This window comes from Allorhizobium sp. DMC15, from assembly GCF_056314065.1.
The window spans coordinates 335,811-351,625 of the sequence record NZ_JBQUZB010000001.1 but is presented as its reverse complement, the minus strand read 5'-3'; the positions used below and the strand labels follow the sequence as shown (position 1 = coordinate 351,625).

Here is a 15,815-nt window from a genome sequence, read left to right as displayed (position 1 = left end):
CCTCCCGTTTCGCGCCACCCGGTCAGGCGGCCGTGCGGCGCGGCGCATGGCCGAGATTGTCGCTGCGGGTGCGGATGTGGCTCATCAGCTCGACCAGGCCGGCGACTTCGGCGCGCAGGCGGCGGGTCTCTTCCGAGGTCTGCTCGACCATGCCGCTGTTTTCGTGGGTCAGGAGATCCATGTTGCGGGTCGCCTGGTTCACCTCGTTAAGGCCGGTCGCCTGGTCTTTTGCGGCGGTGGCGATTTCCGAGACGAAGCTGTCGATGGCATCGATGCGGGCGATGATATCGCCGAGGACTTCGCCGGTGCCGGTGACGAGTTCGACGCCCTGCTTCACCTGGTCGGAGCTCTGCGAGATCAGTTGCTTGATTTCCTTGGCGGCATCGGCCGAGCGCTGGGCGAGCTGCCGGACCTCTTGCGCGACGACGGCGAAACCCTTGCCGGCATCGCCAGCGCGGGCAGCCTCGACACCGGCATTCAGCGCCAGAAGATTGGTCTGGAAGGCGATTTCGTCGATGACGCCGATGATCTTGGAGATCTCGGTGGAGGATTTCTCGATCGCATCCATGGCGGTGACGGCGCGGTGCACGACCGTACCCGAGGTCTTCGCCTGGTGCTGGGTCTCGTGCACGGCAGCCGAGGCCCGCTCGGCGTTGGCCGCCGTCTGGCTGACGCTGACGGAGAGTTGCTGGAGGGCTGTCGAGCTCTGCTGGACGCCGGCAGCCTGGCGGGTGGTGCGGCTCGCCAACTCGCTGGAAGCATGGGCGATGGCATCGGTGCCGCCGAGGATTTCTTCCGAAGCACGGCGGATGGCGGCGAAGGAGACGTTCAGCTTGTCGACCGTATCGTTGTAATAGCCGGCCATTTCCTTGAAGTTGTCCGGAAGGTCGGTGGTCATGCGGGTTTCGAAATCGCTGCGGGCGAGCGATTCCAGGCCGCGGCGCAGATGTTCCATGGCGATGGTCTGATCGGCCTCGAAGCGGGCACGCTCTTCCTCCAGCGCCTTGCGCTTGCTTTCCAGCTCGTCGAGATAGACGGATATCGCGTAATCCATGTCGAGCATGGCAGCCTTGACCAGCGACTTCATCTTCTCGGCGAGCGCTTCCGCGTGACGCTTGCCGAAGGGGAAGGGCCAGTGCTTGACGAGCACGCCGGCGAGCAGTTCGCCGACGAGCATGGAATAGCCACCGATATACCAGCGCGGCTCCAGGCCGATGCGGGCATGGGCCTTGCCGACGGCGGTGACGCCGCGGACGTAATTTTCATCGAAGCTGCCGTTGGCGACCTTTTCCCAATGGCCGATCTGGGCATTTTTCGCCCCGCTCATATGGGCGCCGTCGCGGAAGAACCCTGCCGTCTTGGCGGTCTTGCCGACCTTGGCGTAGAACTTGTCGAGGGCCGGTCCGATGACATCGCGGATCGTCGGGCGGAGCTCTCCCAAGGTTTCCCGTGTTTTCTGGTCGATTTCCAGGAAGTCGAGACGTTCCGACAGATCTGTGTTCGATTTCTGGTTCATGATTCCAACGCCACGTTCTGAGTTTGACAGTCGTCAAACAGACCTGCCACGGTTTCCTGAACAGAAACTAAACACGGATCATTGTTCAGCATTCCATTGTCCCCGGCAGCCAGTTCTATCCGGCCATCCGGCGGACGGTTGCGACATTGCCCTGGCGCTGGCTTCTGTCACCTGACCGGCCGGCATCGATGCGAAAACCCTGGAGGGCGGCGATCAGGCGTTCGGCCTCTTCACCGAGCGTTGCTGTCTGGGCGGAGGTTTCCTCGACCATGGCCGCATTACGTTGGGTGATCTGGTCCATCGAGGCGATCGACGTGTTGACCTCGCGCAGACCGCCGGACTGATCGGCCGCGGCAGACGCGATGGTGCCGACGATCTGGTTGATCTCGCCGATGCGCACGATGATCTGCTTCAGGGCATCGCCGGCATTGTTGACGAGGCCGACGCCGGAATTGACCTGGTTGGAGCTCTCCGAAATCAGGCTTTTGATCTCGCGGGCGGCATTGGCGCAGCGCTGGGCGAGTTCGCGCACTTCCTGGGCAACGACGGCAAAACCACGACCGGCCTCGCCGGCGCGGGCCGCCTCGACGCCAGCGTTCAGGGCAAGCAGGTTCGTCTGGAAGGCGATCTCGTCGATCACGCCGATGATCTTGGAGATGGCCTCGGAGGATTTCTCGATCGCCCCCATGGCATCGACCGCGCGGGAGACGACCTGTTCGGAGACGCGCGCCTCATCAAGGGCGACGCCGACCACCTGGGCGGCCTTCTGGGCGCCATCGGCGGTGAGCGTGACGTTCTGGGTGAGTTCGTGCAGGGCAGCGGTGCTTTCCTCGAGGCCGGCGGCCTGCTGTTCCGTGCGCTGGGCGAGATCGTCGGTTGCTTCGGCGATGGCCGAGGTGGACTTGAAGATCTCGTCGGCGGAACTGCGAACCGTGCCGATGGTCGTGCGCAGCGCGTCAACCGAGGCGTTGTAGTCGCGGGCCATTTCGGTGAAATTGGCCGGAAGGTCGTCGGGCAGTCGCGCTTCCAGATCCCCCGCTGCGAGCTTGGTCAGCACTGCCCTCAGGGCGGCGAGAGCGGTTGCCTGCTCTGCCTCGGCGCGCAGGCGGGTTTCCTCGGCTTGCTTTCGCTCGGCGGCGAGGATGTCGAGATAGACGGAGATGGAATAGTCCATGTCGAGCATGGCAGCCTTCATGACGACCGAGATTTCGTCGGCAAGCTGAGGCGCTTTCTGGCGGCCGAAGCGGCTTGGCCAGCGGTCGCGGGAGACCGCGTGGATCAGTTGTTCGAGGACCAGCGCGTAACCGCCGATATACCAGCGCGGCTCAAGGCCGATGCGCGCATGAGCCTTGCCGACCTTGGTGACGCCCTCGACATAGCTTTCGGTGTAATCCCCGGTTCCGACGATGCCCCAGTGTTCTTCCTGACGGCGCTTGGCGCCGCGCATGTGATCGTCACCATGGAAGAAGGCTGCCGTCTCCGGGACCTTGCGGATCTTGTCGTAGAAGATATCGAGGGCCGCACCGATGTTGGCGCGGATCAAGGGCCCCATATGGCGCAGCGTCTCGCGCCCCTTGTCGTCCAGCCCCAGGAAACTGAGGCGATTTTTCAGATCAGCATTGTCACTCTGCGAAACCATGGTTCTACTATCCATTGCAGGTCTTGCGGCGTAGTCGCCGCCCCGTTTCATAAGAAAGACCTGAAATGGTAAATGTCAGGTTTCAAAAATCGTAGTAATTTCCACCTCCCATATGCGAGATTGCCACGCTGGCCACTTAGGGTCCAAGTGTTTGCGGTTTATCAATTTTCATTAGCCAAAAGATTTCATCCAACCCCCGGGACGACCGAGCCCATGACCCTTTCGTTCACTCTTTGATCTGGTTCATAAAGGCGAATCGGGTATAGTCGTCGGATGAACATCCAGGATCTTCCCGCCGTCACCATCGGCTCCGTCACGCTCGAGCCCGTCTTTCTGCTGGCAATTGCGGCCGCTCTGGTCGCCCTTCCGCTTGTCTTCCTCGTTTTGGGTTCGATGCGCGCTGCGCGCCTGCGGGCCGAGATGATGGAGGAGACGTTGCGCCGAGACGCAGCGGCCGAGGCACGGCTTGCAGAACTTCTCAAGGCCCAGGCGGAGATGCAGGGGCGGCTTGCCACGATGGCGGATGTCTTCGGCAGCCGGCAGGCGGAACTCACCCAGTCGCTGAGCCAGCGGCTGGACGGCATGACGCACCGGATCGGCGCGACAATCACCGAACAGACGAAATCGACGCACGACAATCTGCGTACGCTGCAGGAGCGGCTGGCGGTGATCGACGCGGCACAGAACAACATCCAGTCTCTGGCCAAGGACGTGGTCGGACTGCAGGCGATCCTTTCCAACAAGCAGACGCGTGGTGCCTTCGGGCAGTCACGCATGGAGACCATCGTGGCGGATGGGCTGCCGATGGGTGCCTATGAATTCCAGACGACGCTGTCGAACGGATCGCGGCCCGATTGCACTATTCGTATGCCGAACAATTCGCCGCCGCTGGTGGTCGACGCGAAATTTCCGCTGGAGGCCTGGAACGCCATTCGCGACGGAGAAACGCCGGAGCACCAGAAGCTTGCGAGCCAGCAATTCCGCCGGGATATCGAGGTGCATATCAAGGACATCTCGGACAAGTACCTGCTGCCGGGGGAAACACAGGACATGGCCTTCCTGTTCGTGCCATCGGAATCGATCTTCGCCGAGATCCACGAGAATTTCGAAGGCATCGTCCAGAAGGCCCATCGCCAGCGTGTGGTCATCGTCTCGCCATCGCTGCTGATGCTGTCGATCCAGGTCATCCAGGCAGTGCTGAAGGACCAGCGGATGCGCGAGCAGGCGCATCTGATCCAGGGGGAAGTCGTCCGGTTGATGGAAGATCTCGGACGCCTCGACGACCGGACGCGCAAGCTGCAGAGCCATTTTCTCGCGGCGCAGAAGGATGTGGAGATGATCATCACCTCGTCCGACAAGCTGGCCAAGCGCGGTGCGAAGATCGAGGCGATGGAATTCGAGGCGCCGGGTGGTCCTGCCGATGCCGGCGACGGCGGAGCAAGGGCGGTGGAAAGCCGCACGGGGTTGCTCAAGCTCAGGGTTGTTGACGAGGACTGACAGGCTGGTCCAAAAGAGCGCAACACCGCTCACGAAAGGCCCGCGCGCTCATGATTACCGTCTTCGGCTCCATCAACATGGATCTGGTTGCCACCACGCCCCGCCTGCCGGTTCCCGGTGAGACGGTGGCCGGCACGGGTTTTGCCACGGCCGCCGGCGGCAAAGGTGCAAACCAGGCGCTCGCAGCGCAGCGGGCAGGCGCTGCCGTGCGGATGGTCGGCGCTGTCGGCCGTGACGAATTCGCCGAACCGGCGATTTCCCTCCTCAAGGAAGCTGGGACCGATCTCTCCGGCGTGAAGACGGTGGACGGGGCGACAGGGACGGCCCTGATCCTGGTTGGCGGCGACGGCGAGAATATGATTGCCGTGGTTGCCGGTGCCAATGGGACCGTCGATGCCGGACAAGCGGAAGCGGCCGTTGCTGCGCTGAAGGCGGGCGACACGCTGATGCTGCAGCTGGAAGTGCCAGCCGCCGCAGTGGAAGTTGCACTCAAGGCCGCCAAGGGTGCGGGCGTGCGGACCGTCCTCAATCTTGCGCCGCTGACGGACGAAGCCGCTGCGCTGGCAAGGCTGGCGGACATCGTCATCGCCAATGAAACGGAATTCGAATTGCTGGCCGGGCGCCAGGGTCTGAGTGATGCGGAAAGGGAAGAGGTTGCCCTTGCCATGCATCGCGAAACGGGCCAGGTGCTGATCATCACGCTGGGTGCGGCCGGCGTGATCGCTGCCGAGGGCGGCGTGCTGCACCGTGCAAAGGGCCTCAAGATCGAACCCGTCGATACGGTGGGCGCCGGCGACACCTTCTGCGGTTATCTTGCCGCGAGCCTGGATGCAGGGCTCGACTTCGATCTGGCGCTGCGGCGTGCGGCCGTTGCCGGCTCACTCGCCTGCCTGAAAGCGGGGGCGCAACCGTCGATCCCAGTTTTGGGCGACGTCGAGCAGGCAATCTAAACAATTTTAGCGGCCCATTAAGTTATGCCGATTTAACGTGAGGCGACGTCATGTCCGGCCGCGGCCGGGCAGGCCGCGCCATGACAGCGCGGACCGCATGCCGATGCAGAGAGACCTCCCTTTCCGGAGCCATCATGTTCGCCCTGTTTTCTCGATCCATCGCCGCCAAACTGCTGGTCGTCACCGGCCTGGCGATCGGCCTCGTGCTCTTTGTTTCCAATCTCGTTCTCATTTCGCAGACGCGGGACCGCGTGCATTCCCTGATCATGCAGCAGGCGGACGCGGAGGCGAAATCGATCGCCCGCGAGATCGCCGGCAATATCGGCGAACTGGCGAGTGCTGCGCGTCTGATGTCGGGCGTGATCGGCCGCGGCCATGAAGGCAAGTCCTTCGACCGCATGGGCATCACCAATATTCTGAAGGCGAACCTCGAACAGAATCCCTTCGCATTCGGCAGCTGGATGGCCGAGGAGCCCGGGGCGATCGATGGCCGGAAAGACGAGATCAAGGGGCAGACCGACCTGGGCGCCAATGCCGACGGCATCTATACCCCCTACTGGTCGAAGGACCGCAACGGGGCGATCCAGTACTCGACTTTTGCGGCCAAGTACGACGCCGAATGGTATGCGCTCGCCGCGAAGAGCGGCAAGGGCGCGATCACGGCGCCTTATCTCGCCGAAGGCACCGACGTGCCGACGACGATGAGTTCGATTGCCTATCCTGTCTTCTCCGGCGGCAAGATGATCGGTGTCAGCGGCGTCGACATTTCGCTTCTTTCCCTTTCGGACAAGCTGAAGGCCCTGAAGCCCTTCGAGACCGGACGCGTGCTGCTGGTCGGACAGGGCGCGCAGTGGCTGGTCGCGCCGAAGGACGATCTTCTGATGAAGCCCTATGAGGCCGAGGGCGCCGATGCGGTGAAGGCCGCGATCAGCAGCGGCAAGGGCAGCGTGCTGAGCAACCTTGGGGGCGAAGACGGCGAAAGCTTCGATCGCCTGCTCTATCCCTTCGAAGTGCCGGGCGTGAATGCAACCTGGGCCGTGCTCGTGGACATTCCGGAATCGGCGATCAGTGCGCCGGTCAAGGCGCAGACCACGATGATGATCCTCGGCGGCGTCATCATGCTGGCCGCGGTGATGATCTCGCTCTTCCTCGCCGTGCGCTCGCTCGCACAGCGCCCTCTGCACGGTCTGGTCAGCGACGTGGAGCGGATGTCGAAAGGAAACTACGATACCGACGTATCGAACCAGGATCGCCAGGATGAGATCGGCATGGTGGCAAAGGCACTGGACGGTTTCCGCCATCGCCTCGCCGAGAGCCACATGCTGGCGGCGGAAGCCGAAGCGCAGCGGACTGCGGCCGATGGCGAGCGCCGGCGCAACGAGCAGGAACGCAACGCCTCGGCCGCGACGCAGCAGCACGTGGTCGCCGCCCTCGGCAACGGTCTTGCGCAGCTCTCGCAGGGGAACCTCACCTATCGCCTGCCGGACGAATTCCCCGGCGAATATGCGGCGCTGAAGCGCGACTTCAACGATGCGGTTGCAACGCTCGAACAGGCGATTGCCTCGGTGAACGCCGGCGTGGTCAACATCAATGCGGGCACCGGGGAGATTTCCGAAAGTGCGGCGGACCTCGCCAAACGCACGGAACAGCAGGCGGCGAGCCTCGAAGAGACCGCGGCGGCGCTCAACGAGCTGACCGAACAGGTCAATTCGAGCGCGGACAATGCCGGTGTTGCGGCCAATACCGTTTCCATCGCGGTCAAGGATGCCGAGACATCTGGCGAAGTGGTGCGCAAGGCCGTCGCCTCGATGCAGGGCATCGAGCAGTCGTCGCTGGAGATTTCGCGGATTATCGGTGTCATTGACGAGATCGCCTTCCAGACGAACCTGCTCGCACTGAATGCGGGCGTCGAGGCCGCCCGCGCAGGCGAAGCCGGCAAGGGCTTTGCCGTGGTCGCACAGGAAGTGCGTGAACTGGCACAACGCTCCGCCACGGCCGCGAAGGAGATCAAGGCGCTGATCAACGCCTCCGGCGCACAGGTGAAGGATGGGGTGGAACTCGTGGGCCAGGCCGGCGAGACCCTGCAGAAGATCTCCGACCAGGTCATGCAGATCAACGGTCTGATCCGCCAGATCTCCGCCTCTTCGAGCGAACAGGCCATGGGTCTCAAGGAGATCAACTCCGCCGTCAACCAGATGGACCAGGTGACACAGCAGAACGCCGCGATGGTGGAAGAGACGACGGCAGCCAGCATGGCGCTGCGTGGGGAATCGAACATGTTGCGCGAGCTCGTGGCACGCTTTCAGGTGAGCGGCGGCGCGCAGCCGGGCGCAGCCCTCAGGGCAACGGCCGAGGCGATGCGCCAGCCTGCGGTCAGCCCGGCATCAACGGCATCGCGCGCACCTGCGCATCAGCCCGCACCGCGCAAAATGGCGGCGGCCGGCGGCAGGTCAGCGGGTGGCGACAACTGGGAAGAGTTCTGAAGCCAACAGCGCTGCACGATCTCCCGAGGAGATCCACCTTCGCAAAAGACAATGGGCCGCCGGAAACCGGCGGCCCATCTGCATTCAGGGTTTTGCGCACGCGCGCGCAGTTCAGAGGCGGGCAAAACGCTCGATGAGCAGGTCGAAGAAGCCGTCGGCATCGACGTTGCGCATGACCTGGACATTCGGCTTGCGGCCCGAGACGCGCCACCAGTCGACGACGGTCATGCCGACCGTCAGTTCGGACTGCAGTTCGATCTCGACATTGCAGTGTCGACCGCTGAAGAGTTCCGGCTTCAGAAGGTAAGCGATGACCGTCGGATCATGCAGCGGTCCGCCGTCGGAGCCATACTTTTCTTCGTCGAAGCGCTCGAAGAACTGCAGCCACTCGACCATGGTGTGCGCCGGCTTCGTGCCGATTTCGGCGATGCGGGCGACCCGGGCCTTGGTGGTCATCAGCTGATGGGTGACATCGAGCGGCATCATGGTGACCGGAATGCCGGAACCGACGACGGCGGCGGCGGCATGGGGATCGACATAGATGTTGAATTCGGCGGCCGGCGTGATGTTGCCGCCTTCGAAGAAGCCGCCGCCCATCATCACCAGTTCCTTCACGCGGGGCGCGATGTCCGGTGCCTTCTGGAGAGCAAGGCCGATATTGGTCAGCGGGCCGAGCGTGCAGAGCGTGACGGAGCCTTCCGGCTCGCGGCGGATGGTATCGATGATGAAATCGACAGCGTGCTCGGGCTGCACCTTCATCGTCGGTTCCGGAAGAACCGCACCGTCCAGACCGGTCTTGCCGTGGACATGTTCGGCGGTGACGAGAGGGCGTACCATCGGACGGTCTGCGCCTTCATAAACGGCGCGGTCCTGCTGGCCGCAAAGTTCACAGACGATGCGGGCATTGCGGCTCGTATAGGAGAGCGGCACATTGCCAGCCACCGTGGTGATGCCCAGAAGGTTCAGTTCGTCGGGGCTTGCGAAGGCGAGCATGAGGGCCGCTGCGTCGTCCTGGCCGGGATCCGTGTCGATGATGATTTTGCGGGGGTCTGTCATGGGATGTCCTGATATCGAAAGGGCGAGGCTTGGCGCCGCAGGTGGCGTTTGTCAAGCATCGCGCCGCTTGTCCCGCGACGCGAAGATCCCCATATTCAATCGCGGACATGACCGGCTTCGGCTGGTTGCGCAAACAGAGGATCGCATGAGCCGGAGCCGTCTTCCCGCCGAGGGATTGATCATTACCTTCAGTCTGGCCGAGGGCGTTCCGATCCGGCGTCCGCGCGGAAGCGACGGCTATCCGCCCTATGACATCGAGCGACTGCCGGCCGACAAGGGTCAGGACCGGTTGCGAATCACCCTTGCGGTGGCAGGCTTTGCCGAAGACGAACTGGATGTGACGATCGAGGGCGGGCAGCTGTCGATCACGGGCAAACAGGCCGAGCGGGAAGAGCAGGATTTTCTCTTCCGAGGCATTGCGGCACGCCAGTTTCAAAGGGTTTTCGCTCTGGAAGAGGGCATGGAAGTGACCGGCGCCAACCTACGCAACGGTTTGCTTTCAATCGAAATCATCCGCATGCAACCGGTGCATCTGGTAAGGAAAATTAACATCTCCGCCGCACAATGAGGGTTGCGGCATGCTTTGCCGCCTCTCCCCCAATGTGGAGGCTCGGAATGTTACTGAAAGAAGCTTCAGCCCGCCTGACGCAATCCGAACTGGCTCATCTCGGAGCCGGCGAAGTGGGCTATATTCGCAAGATGAAATCCGACGAGGTGTCGCGCTGCTTCCCGGAAGCGCCGGAGATCGATCCGACGCTGGACCTGTGGGCCCTGTTTGCCGCCGACGGCACGCCGATCCTGTTGACCGACAATCGCTCCAGCACCTTCTTCAAGGCGGCGGAAGACGATCTGAAGACCGTTTCGCTGCACTGAGCGGTATTGACGAGCCGATGACGCCGGCCTCCTGGGAGGCCGATTTCAGCGTCGGATGAAGGTGAGATAGGCCGAGGATCGGCCTTCGCGGCGGGCCTTGGCTTCGTAGCGTGTGCCCGGCCAGCCGTCATAGGGCGTCAGCCAATCGCTGGCATTGCGCGCCGTCCATTCGAAGCCCCCATGATCGCGGCAATGTTGCAGCGTCCAGTTGACATAGGTGTCGATATCGGAGGCGAAGCAGAAGATGCCGCCCGGCTTCAGAACCTTGTGGAAGCGTTCGAGATTGACCTGGGAGACGAAGCGGCGCTTCCAGTGACGCTTCTTCGGCCAGGGATCGGCATAGAGCAGATCGATCTGGTCGATCTGGCCTTCCGGCAGCCAATCGAGGAGCTGCGTCGCGTCGTCGTCGTAGACCCGGATGTTCTTCAGGCCCTCCGCCTCGACAACGGCCAGAAGCTTCGCCATGGAATTAACGAAGGGCTCTACACCGATAAAGCCGGTGGCAGGGTTGGTGCGGGCGCGGTGAACGAGGTGTTCGCCGCCGCCAAAACCGATTTCCAGGCGAATCTTCTCGACGGACGCGGAGAAGAGCGATTTCAGATCTGCCGGGACGGCGGAGGAGAGATCGACCTTGAGTTCGGGCAGGATGGTTTCCATGCGCCCGACCTGCTGCTCGCGCAACGGCTTGCCCTTGCGTCGACCGAAGAAGGCTTCGGTCGACCTCGTCTTGCGTTCCGCGTCCGTCATATCACCTTCAAGCCTTGAGAGCGTCCTTGAGCGGCTTGACCAGATCGAGCTTCTCCCAAGAGAAGGAGCCGTCGCGGCCAGCCTTGCGGCCGAAATGGCCATAGGCGGACGTCTTAGCATAGATCGGCTTGTTCAGGTCAAGATGGCGGCGGATGCCGGACGGGGACAAGTCCATGACCTTGCGGATCGCGGCCTCGACTTCGTCCTCGGTCACCTTGCCGGTGCCATGCAGGTCGACATAGATCGACAGCGGCTGGGCAATGCCAATCGCATAAGAGATCTGGATCGTGCAACGGTCGGCGAAGCCGGCGGCCACGACGTTCTTGGCGAGGTAACGGGCGGCATAGGCGGCCGAGCGGTCGACCTTAGTCGTGTCCTTGCCGGAGAAGGCGCCGCCACCATGAGGGGCCGCACCACCATAGGTGTCGACGATGATCTTGCGGCCGGTGAGGCCTGCGTCACCATCCGGGCCGCCGATGACGAACTTGCCCGTCGGGTTGATATACCAGGCGCAGTCGTCGGCGATCTTCAGGTCGCCAAGGGCTTCCTTGATGAAGGGCTCGACGACCTGACGGACCTTCTTGGAATCCCAGTTCTCGTCGAGATGCTGGGTGGAGAGAACAATCGAGGCGACTTCCGCCGGCTTGCCGTCGACATAGCGGACGGTGACCTGGCTCTTGGCGTCCGGACCGAGCTTGCCGACATCGCCCTCACCCTTCTTGCGGGCGGCGGAGAGCAGCTGGAGGATCTTGTGGGAGTAGTAGATCGGCGCCGGCATCAGGTCCGGCGTTTCCTTGCAGGCATAACCGAACATGATGCCCTGGTCGCCGGCGCCTTCGCTGTTGGAGCTATCGGCGGCCTTGTCGACGCCCTGAGCGATGTGGGCGGACTGGGAGTGCAGGAGCACGTCGATCTTGGCGGTCTTCCAGTGGAAGCCGTCCTGTTCGTAGCCGATGTCGCGGATCGCCTTGCGGGCGGCCGACTTGAACTTCGAGGGATTGATCACCTCGTTGCCGTTCTTGTCGGTCTTCATCAGGCTCGGCGGAAGGCGGACTTCGCCGGCGATGACGACGCGGTTGGTGGTGGCGAGGGTTTCGCAGGCGATGCGCACGGTCCAGGGATCAACGCCGGTCTTGGCCGCTTCCCGGTAGACGAGATCGACGATTTCGTCGGAGATGCGGTCACAGACCTTGTCTGGATGACCTTCGGATACGGATTCACTGGTGAAGAGATAGTTGGCGCGCATCGGGATTCCCCTCAAAGTATGGATGGCGGCATCGTTACCCAGTTCAAGTTTCAAAGACAAGAACACAACCACATAAATATATCTTTATGTGAGTAAACTTTTCCCTACAGGGCAAAAAAAAGCGGCCCGGGGGGACCGCTTTTTTTTCGAGCCAAGCGCGCCGATCACTCGGCGTCGGCATCGGCTCCCAGAGCCTTAACCAGATCGACGATTTTGCGGCGGACCTTGGGGTCGGAGATTTTGACGAAGGCGCGGTTGAGCTGCAGGCCCTCGGAGGAGGAGAGGAAATCCACGACGTAGTTGGAGCTGGAGGCTTCGGCCATGCCAGCAGACGACGAGGGGCTTTCACCCGGGGCATCCTCGAAGAAGAAAGAAACGGGAACCGTCAGAATATTGGAAATATTCTGGAGACGGCTAGCACCCACTCGATTGGTGCCCTTTTCATACTTCTGAATCTGTTGGAATGTGATGCCGAGGCTTTCACCGAGCTTCTCTTGGCTCATGCCAAGCATTGTTCGACGAAGGCGAATCCGACTACCGACATGGATGTCAATCGGGTTCGGCTTCTTCTTGTTCTCGATCATTAATGTCGTCCTGACAAATGTGTTGGCGTTTCGACCATAACCCCATGCCCGCCCAACCATTACGATACGTTGTACTCGTCGTCGATGATCTTTCAGCATACTTGCAGACTCACGGTCGGAGCCACTATGCAATTTTAGGGGTTTTTGGTCAATTCATCCGCCTAATAAAACCCATACGAGAAATGCTCGCGACGAAACCAAGGGCTCCGAGGACCAACCAAAAGTTTAGGTTGTGGTCGAAATTGTTCCGTTTCGACACAGTTGACATGCCTATAGTTGCATCCAGGGCGCCCGATAGATTTAGTGCCAGACCATCGACAACCTGACCATAGGCATCGATCACAGCCGATATACCGTTGTTTGCATCGCGAATGAGCGGCACGCCCCGTTCCACGGCGCGCAAACGGGACTGCAGAAAGTGCTGATAGGGACCGGGCGTGGCTCCGAACCAGGCATCATTGGTGATGTTGAGAATGGCGCCCGCGCCGCTGAGATCAGGCGCGAGTTCGGCGGGAAAGATGGCCTCATAGCAGATCAAAGGATAGAAGGAGACGCCTGAGGGAAGGGTTAGCGGGGAGCGGCTGGCGGCCGGCGAAAAGCCGCCGGGCAGGCTTATCAGTTGCTCCACGCCAAAGCGGCGCAGCACATCCTCGAACGGCAAGTATTCCCCGAAGGGCGTCAGATGGACCTTGTCGCTTGCAGCGAGGATCTGGCCCTTATCGTCTATTATGTACACCGAGTTGTAGTAACGCGGTGGCAGACCTGCTCCCCGTTCTTCCGCGCGGACAGCACCGGTGATCAACACCTGCCCGTCCTGCAGGACATCGCCTATGCGCACGAGCGCGTCCGGGTTCTCCGTCAGAATGAAGGGAACAGAGGTTTCCGGCCAGACGATGACATCCGGTCTCTGGTGACCGGCAGCCGGCGGCGCTGAAGTCAGCGCCAGGTGCTTTTCGAAGACGCCGATGCGATCGGAATTCTCCATCTTCTGTGCCTGGTCGATTGCCGGCTGGACGAGCCGTATGGCGATCTGGCGGGTTTCACCCATATCGGTCGGCGCGAGATAGAGCCGCCAGGCGCCATAGCCGAAATGGGCGACGAACAGGACGGCGGCAAGGAGAATACCCGGCACGGAGCCACGACGAGTACCGAGCAAAGCAGGCGCTGCGAAAACGAAGACGCAGAGTGCCGTGACGCCGAAGAGACCGAGCACATAGCTCGATTGCATCATCAAGGGGACAGGCATGGCGGCATACCCAATGGCATTCCATGGAAAGCCGGTAGCGACGGTACTGCGTAGCCATTCGGCAAGGCCGAAGCCGAAAGCGAGCGCTGCGATGCGACCCATGCCATCCGACCAGACGAGACGGGCGAGCATGGCGGCAAAGCCGTAAAAGATGGCAAGCAGGGCCGGCAGACCCAGCACCGCGAGCGGGATCGCCCAGGCAAAGCCGCTGGCGTCGACCAGCAGCGCATTGCCGAGCCACCAGAGGCCGGCGACGAAGTAGCCGAGGCCGAAGAGCCAGCCGGTGACGAAGGCGGCGCGCAGATTGAGCGTGCCGCTGCGCTCGGGATTGCCGGTCAGCCCGTCGAGGAGCCAGACCAGTAGCGTAAATGAGACGAACATGGCCGCGAAGACGCCGAATGGCGGCATGGCGAGAGCCCCGATTGCGCCCGCGAAGAGAGCGAGCCCTGCGCGTCGCCATCCCCCGAGCAGCAAGATCCTGCCGGCCAATCGTTCCATGCACACCCCTCCGCTACCGCGAATCAACCGCCCGGCAGTGTTTCAAACTTCCGAGCGGATGTCGCGGTCTTCGCCAGCCAGGTCGTTACGTGCCCGATGCAGACTTATTGCCGTCCGCAGGGGATGCGTGACCGGCCTGCGCAGCGGGTGTCGGCGGGGTTGCGGCTGCGGGCAAGGGGACCACGTCTGCCGAAGCGGGCACGACGGGATCGGTTGCTGGGACAGGTGCTGTCGCCAGCTTGCTGCGGCGGGGTTTCGGCTCGGCCTTCGAAGCGCGCGGCTTGACCTCAGCCGCCTGGGGAGTCGGGGCCTTGGCCGGCGCGGCCGGTTTCGGCTGCGCGCGCGTCTTGGCGGCTTCGACCTCATCGCCACGCGTTTCGCTCTCGCCCTTGGTGGAGCGGCGGCGGGCGGCGGCACGCTTGCGAGTGACGCGGACGCGCTTGATGCGGCGGGGATCGGCGTCGAGAATGTGGAACTCGAAGCCCGGCAGTGCCTGGACAACTTCGCCTCGGGCCGGAATCCGTCCGAGAGCCGAGAAGATCAGCCCCCCCAGCGTATCGACGTCCTCGAGGCGATCCTGGATGTCGAAATCGGGGCCGATGGCCTCGGCGATCTCCTCGAGTTCGACGCGGGCGTCCGCCACAAGCACGTCATCGGAAATGCGGCTGAACATGACTTCTTCATCGTCGTGCTCGTCGTCGATATCGCCGATGACCATTTCGACGATGTCCTCGTGGCTGACGAGGCCGTCAGTGCCACCATATTCGTCGATGACGAGCGCCATCTGCGTGCGGGCGGCCTGCATCCGGCTCATCAGGTCGGAGGCCAGCATCGACGGCGGCACGAAGAGAATGGAGCGGATGATGCCGGCTTCGGCGACCGTCTTCGAAAGGTCGATGCGGGAGAGATCGAAATCGATCTTCGACTTCGCCGCCTTGTCGGTCTTTTCGACCTTGTCGGCGCCATTGACGGCACCGTTTGCAGCGGCACGAGCGGGCGCGCGGCGGCGACTGCGGGCCTGCTTCGTCACATAGGAGAGAAGGTCGCGAATATGAACCATGCCGCGGGGATCATCGAGCGTCTCGGCATAAACCGGCATGCGCGACCGGCCGGAGACCTCGAAGATGGTCATCAGTTCGCCGATCGTCACACTCTGGTCGACCGCCTCGATATCGACTCGCGGCACCATGATGTCTTCGACCCGGACTTCACGGAAGCGCAGGATATTGTGCAGCATCGCCCGTTCTTCGGGCGTGAAGGCTTCGCCCAGGCTCGCATCCGCTTTCAGCGCGACGGTCAAGTCCTCGCGCAGGCTCGTCGAGGACGACGGCTTCAAGATGCGGGCGAGACGCGCCCAGAAAGAGGTTGAGGTTCGGTTCGAGCTTTCCGCTCGCGAAGGACTACTGCCCTCGTCGGACGACGAACCTTCCGGTCCGTCCGTGGCCTCCGGGGCCGATTTCGTTACAAAGTCGCTCATTGT

The 15,815-nt window shown here is 62.4% G+C and carries 12 protein-coding genes and 1 pseudogene; 5 read left to right on the top strand and 8 right to left on the bottom strand.

All coding sequences use genetic code 11. The features are described 5' to 3' along the window. Positions 1–22: 22 nt before the first annotated feature. Together ACT53S_RS01745 and ACT53S_RS01740 are read right to left on the bottom strand one after the other, a co-directional pair. Positions 23–1,519 carry a methyl-accepting chemotaxis protein gene (locus tag ACT53S_RS01745; protein WP_476066618.1) on the bottom strand — a complete coding sequence of 499 codons (1,497 nt, stop codon included), beginning with the start codon at positions 1,517–1,519 and terminating at the stop codon, positions 23–25. Positions 1,520–1,631: 112 nt separating this feature from the next. Beyond that, positions 1,632–3,155, bottom strand: coding sequence for a methyl-accepting chemotaxis protein (locus ACT53S_RS01740; RefSeq protein ID WP_476065709.1), 1,524 nt, complete (start codon positions 3,153–3,155; stop codon positions 1,632–1,634). Between the two features lie 273 nt (positions 3,156–3,428). Here ACT53S_RS01740 and ACT53S_RS01735 point away from each other — a divergent pair, with 273 nt between their 5' ends. The 3 genes from ACT53S_RS01735 (at position 3,429) to ACT53S_RS01725 (ending at position 8,085) form a co-directional block, all read left to right on the top strand. Beyond that, positions 3,429–4,652 (top strand): DNA recombination protein RmuC, encoded by a 1,224-nt coding sequence (locus ACT53S_RS01735; RefSeq protein ID WP_476065708.1) that lies wholly within the window; start codon positions 3,429–3,431, stop codon positions 4,650–4,652. Positions 4,653–4,702: 50 nt separating this feature from the next. Next, positions 4,703–5,602 carry a ribokinase gene (locus ACT53S_RS01730; protein WP_476065707.1) on the top strand — a complete coding sequence of 300 codons (900 nt, stop codon included), beginning with the start codon at positions 4,703–4,705 and terminating at the stop codon, positions 5,600–5,602. A gap of 134 nt (positions 5,603–5,736) precedes the next feature. Continuing rightward, positions 5,737–8,085: a methyl-accepting chemotaxis protein gene (locus ACT53S_RS01725; protein ID WP_476065706.1), complete on the top strand. Its 2,349-nt coding sequence runs from the start codon at positions 5,737–5,739 to the stop codon at positions 8,083–8,085. Positions 8,086–8,196: 111 nt separating this feature from the next. Here ACT53S_RS01725 and ACT53S_RS01720 read toward each other — a convergent pair whose 3' ends face one another. Beyond that, on the bottom strand, positions 8,197–9,141 hold the full coding sequence (locus ACT53S_RS01720) for a nucleoside hydrolase (protein ID WP_142073781.1): 945 nt from the start codon (positions 9,139–9,141) through the stop codon (positions 8,197–8,199). A 145-nt stretch (positions 9,142–9,286) separates the two neighbouring features. Between ACT53S_RS01720 and ACT53S_RS01715 the strand changes: the two genes are divergently transcribed. Next, positions 9,287–9,709, top strand: a complete 423-nt coding sequence (locus ACT53S_RS01715; protein WP_476066617.1) for an Hsp20 family protein — start codon at positions 9,287–9,289, stop codon at positions 9,707–9,709. Between the two features lie 47 nt (positions 9,710–9,756). Beyond that, on the top strand, positions 9,757–10,014 hold the full coding sequence (locus ACT53S_RS01710; RefSeq protein ID WP_110790174.1) for a BQ00720 family protein: 258 nt from the start codon (positions 9,757–9,759) through the stop codon (positions 10,012–10,014). A gap of 45 nt (positions 10,015–10,059) precedes the next feature. On the opposite strand, the gene trmB is transcribed toward ACT53S_RS01710, so the two are convergent. The 5 genes and pseudogenes from trmB to ACT53S_RS01685 form a co-directional block, all read right to left on the bottom strand. After that, complete coding sequence (trmB, locus tag ACT53S_RS01705; RefSeq protein ID WP_476065705.1) at positions 10,060–10,761, bottom strand: tRNA (guanosine(46)-N7)-methyltransferase TrmB; 702 nt, start codon at positions 10,759–10,761, stop codon at positions 10,060–10,062. 7 nt (positions 10,762–10,768) lie between these two features. Then, positions 10,769–12,007 (bottom strand): methionine adenosyltransferase, encoded by a 1,239-nt coding sequence (gene metK, locus ACT53S_RS01700; protein ID WP_113378953.1) that lies wholly within the window; start codon positions 12,005–12,007, stop codon positions 10,769–10,771. 164 nt (positions 12,008–12,171) lie between these two features. After that, positions 12,172–12,591: a helix-turn-helix domain-containing protein gene (locus ACT53S_RS01695; RefSeq protein ID WP_476065704.1), complete on the bottom strand. Its 420-nt coding sequence runs from the start codon at positions 12,589–12,591 to the stop codon at positions 12,172–12,174. A gap of 148 nt (positions 12,592–12,739) precedes the next feature. Next, a complete protein-coding gene (lnt, locus tag ACT53S_RS01690) occupies positions 12,740–14,335 on the bottom strand; it encodes an apolipoprotein N-acyltransferase (protein ID WP_476065703.1) in 1,596 nt (531 codons plus the stop codon). Positions 14,336–14,678: 343 nt separating this feature from the next. Next, positions 14,679–15,812: pseudogene (locus ACT53S_RS01685) on the bottom strand (hemolysin family protein); the annotation flags it as partial. Positions 15,813–15,815 lie beyond the last annotated feature (3 nt).

What these genes read in the sequence shown, in the direction of transcription:
- ACT53S_RS01740 (WP_476065709.1), bottom strand. Translation starts at nt 3,155, where the DNA reads ATGGTTTCGCAGAGTGACAATGCTGATCTGAAAAATCGCCTCAGTTTC.
- ACT53S_RS01735 (WP_476065708.1), top strand. Translation starts at nt 3,429, where the DNA reads ATGAACATCCAGGATCTTCCCGCCGTCACCATCGGCTCCGTCACGCTC.
- ACT53S_RS01730 (WP_476065707.1), top strand. Translation starts at nt 4,703, where the DNA reads ATGATTACCGTCTTCGGCTCCATCAACATGGATCTGGTTGCCACCACG.
- ACT53S_RS01725 (WP_476065706.1), top strand. Translation starts at nt 5,737, where the DNA reads ATGTTCGCCCTGTTTTCTCGATCCATCGCCGCCAAACTGCTGGTCGTC.
- ACT53S_RS01720 (WP_142073781.1), bottom strand. Translation starts at nt 9,141, where the DNA reads ATGACAGACCCCCGCAAAATCATCATCGACACGGATCCCGGCCAGGAC.
- ACT53S_RS01715 (WP_476066617.1), top strand. Translation starts at nt 9,287, where the DNA reads ATGAGCCGGAGCCGTCTTCCCGCCGAGGGATTGATCATTACCTTCAGT.
- ACT53S_RS01710 (WP_110790174.1), top strand. Translation starts at nt 9,757, where the DNA reads ATGTTACTGAAAGAAGCTTCAGCCCGCCTGACGCAATCCGAACTGGCT.
- trmB (WP_476065705.1), bottom strand. Translation starts at nt 10,761, where the DNA reads ATGACGGACGCGGAACGCAAGACGAGGTCGACCGAAGCCTTCTTCGGT.
- metK (WP_113378953.1), bottom strand. Translation starts at nt 12,007, where the DNA reads ATGCGCGCCAACTATCTCTTCACCAGTGAATCCGTATCCGAAGGTCAT.
- ACT53S_RS01695 (WP_476065704.1), bottom strand. Translation starts at nt 12,591, where the DNA reads ATGATCGAGAACAAGAAGAAGCCGAACCCGATTGACATCCATGTCGGT.
- lnt (WP_476065703.1), bottom strand. Translation starts at nt 14,335, where the DNA reads ATGGAACGATTGGCCGGCAGGATCTTGCTGCTCGGGGGATGGCGACGC.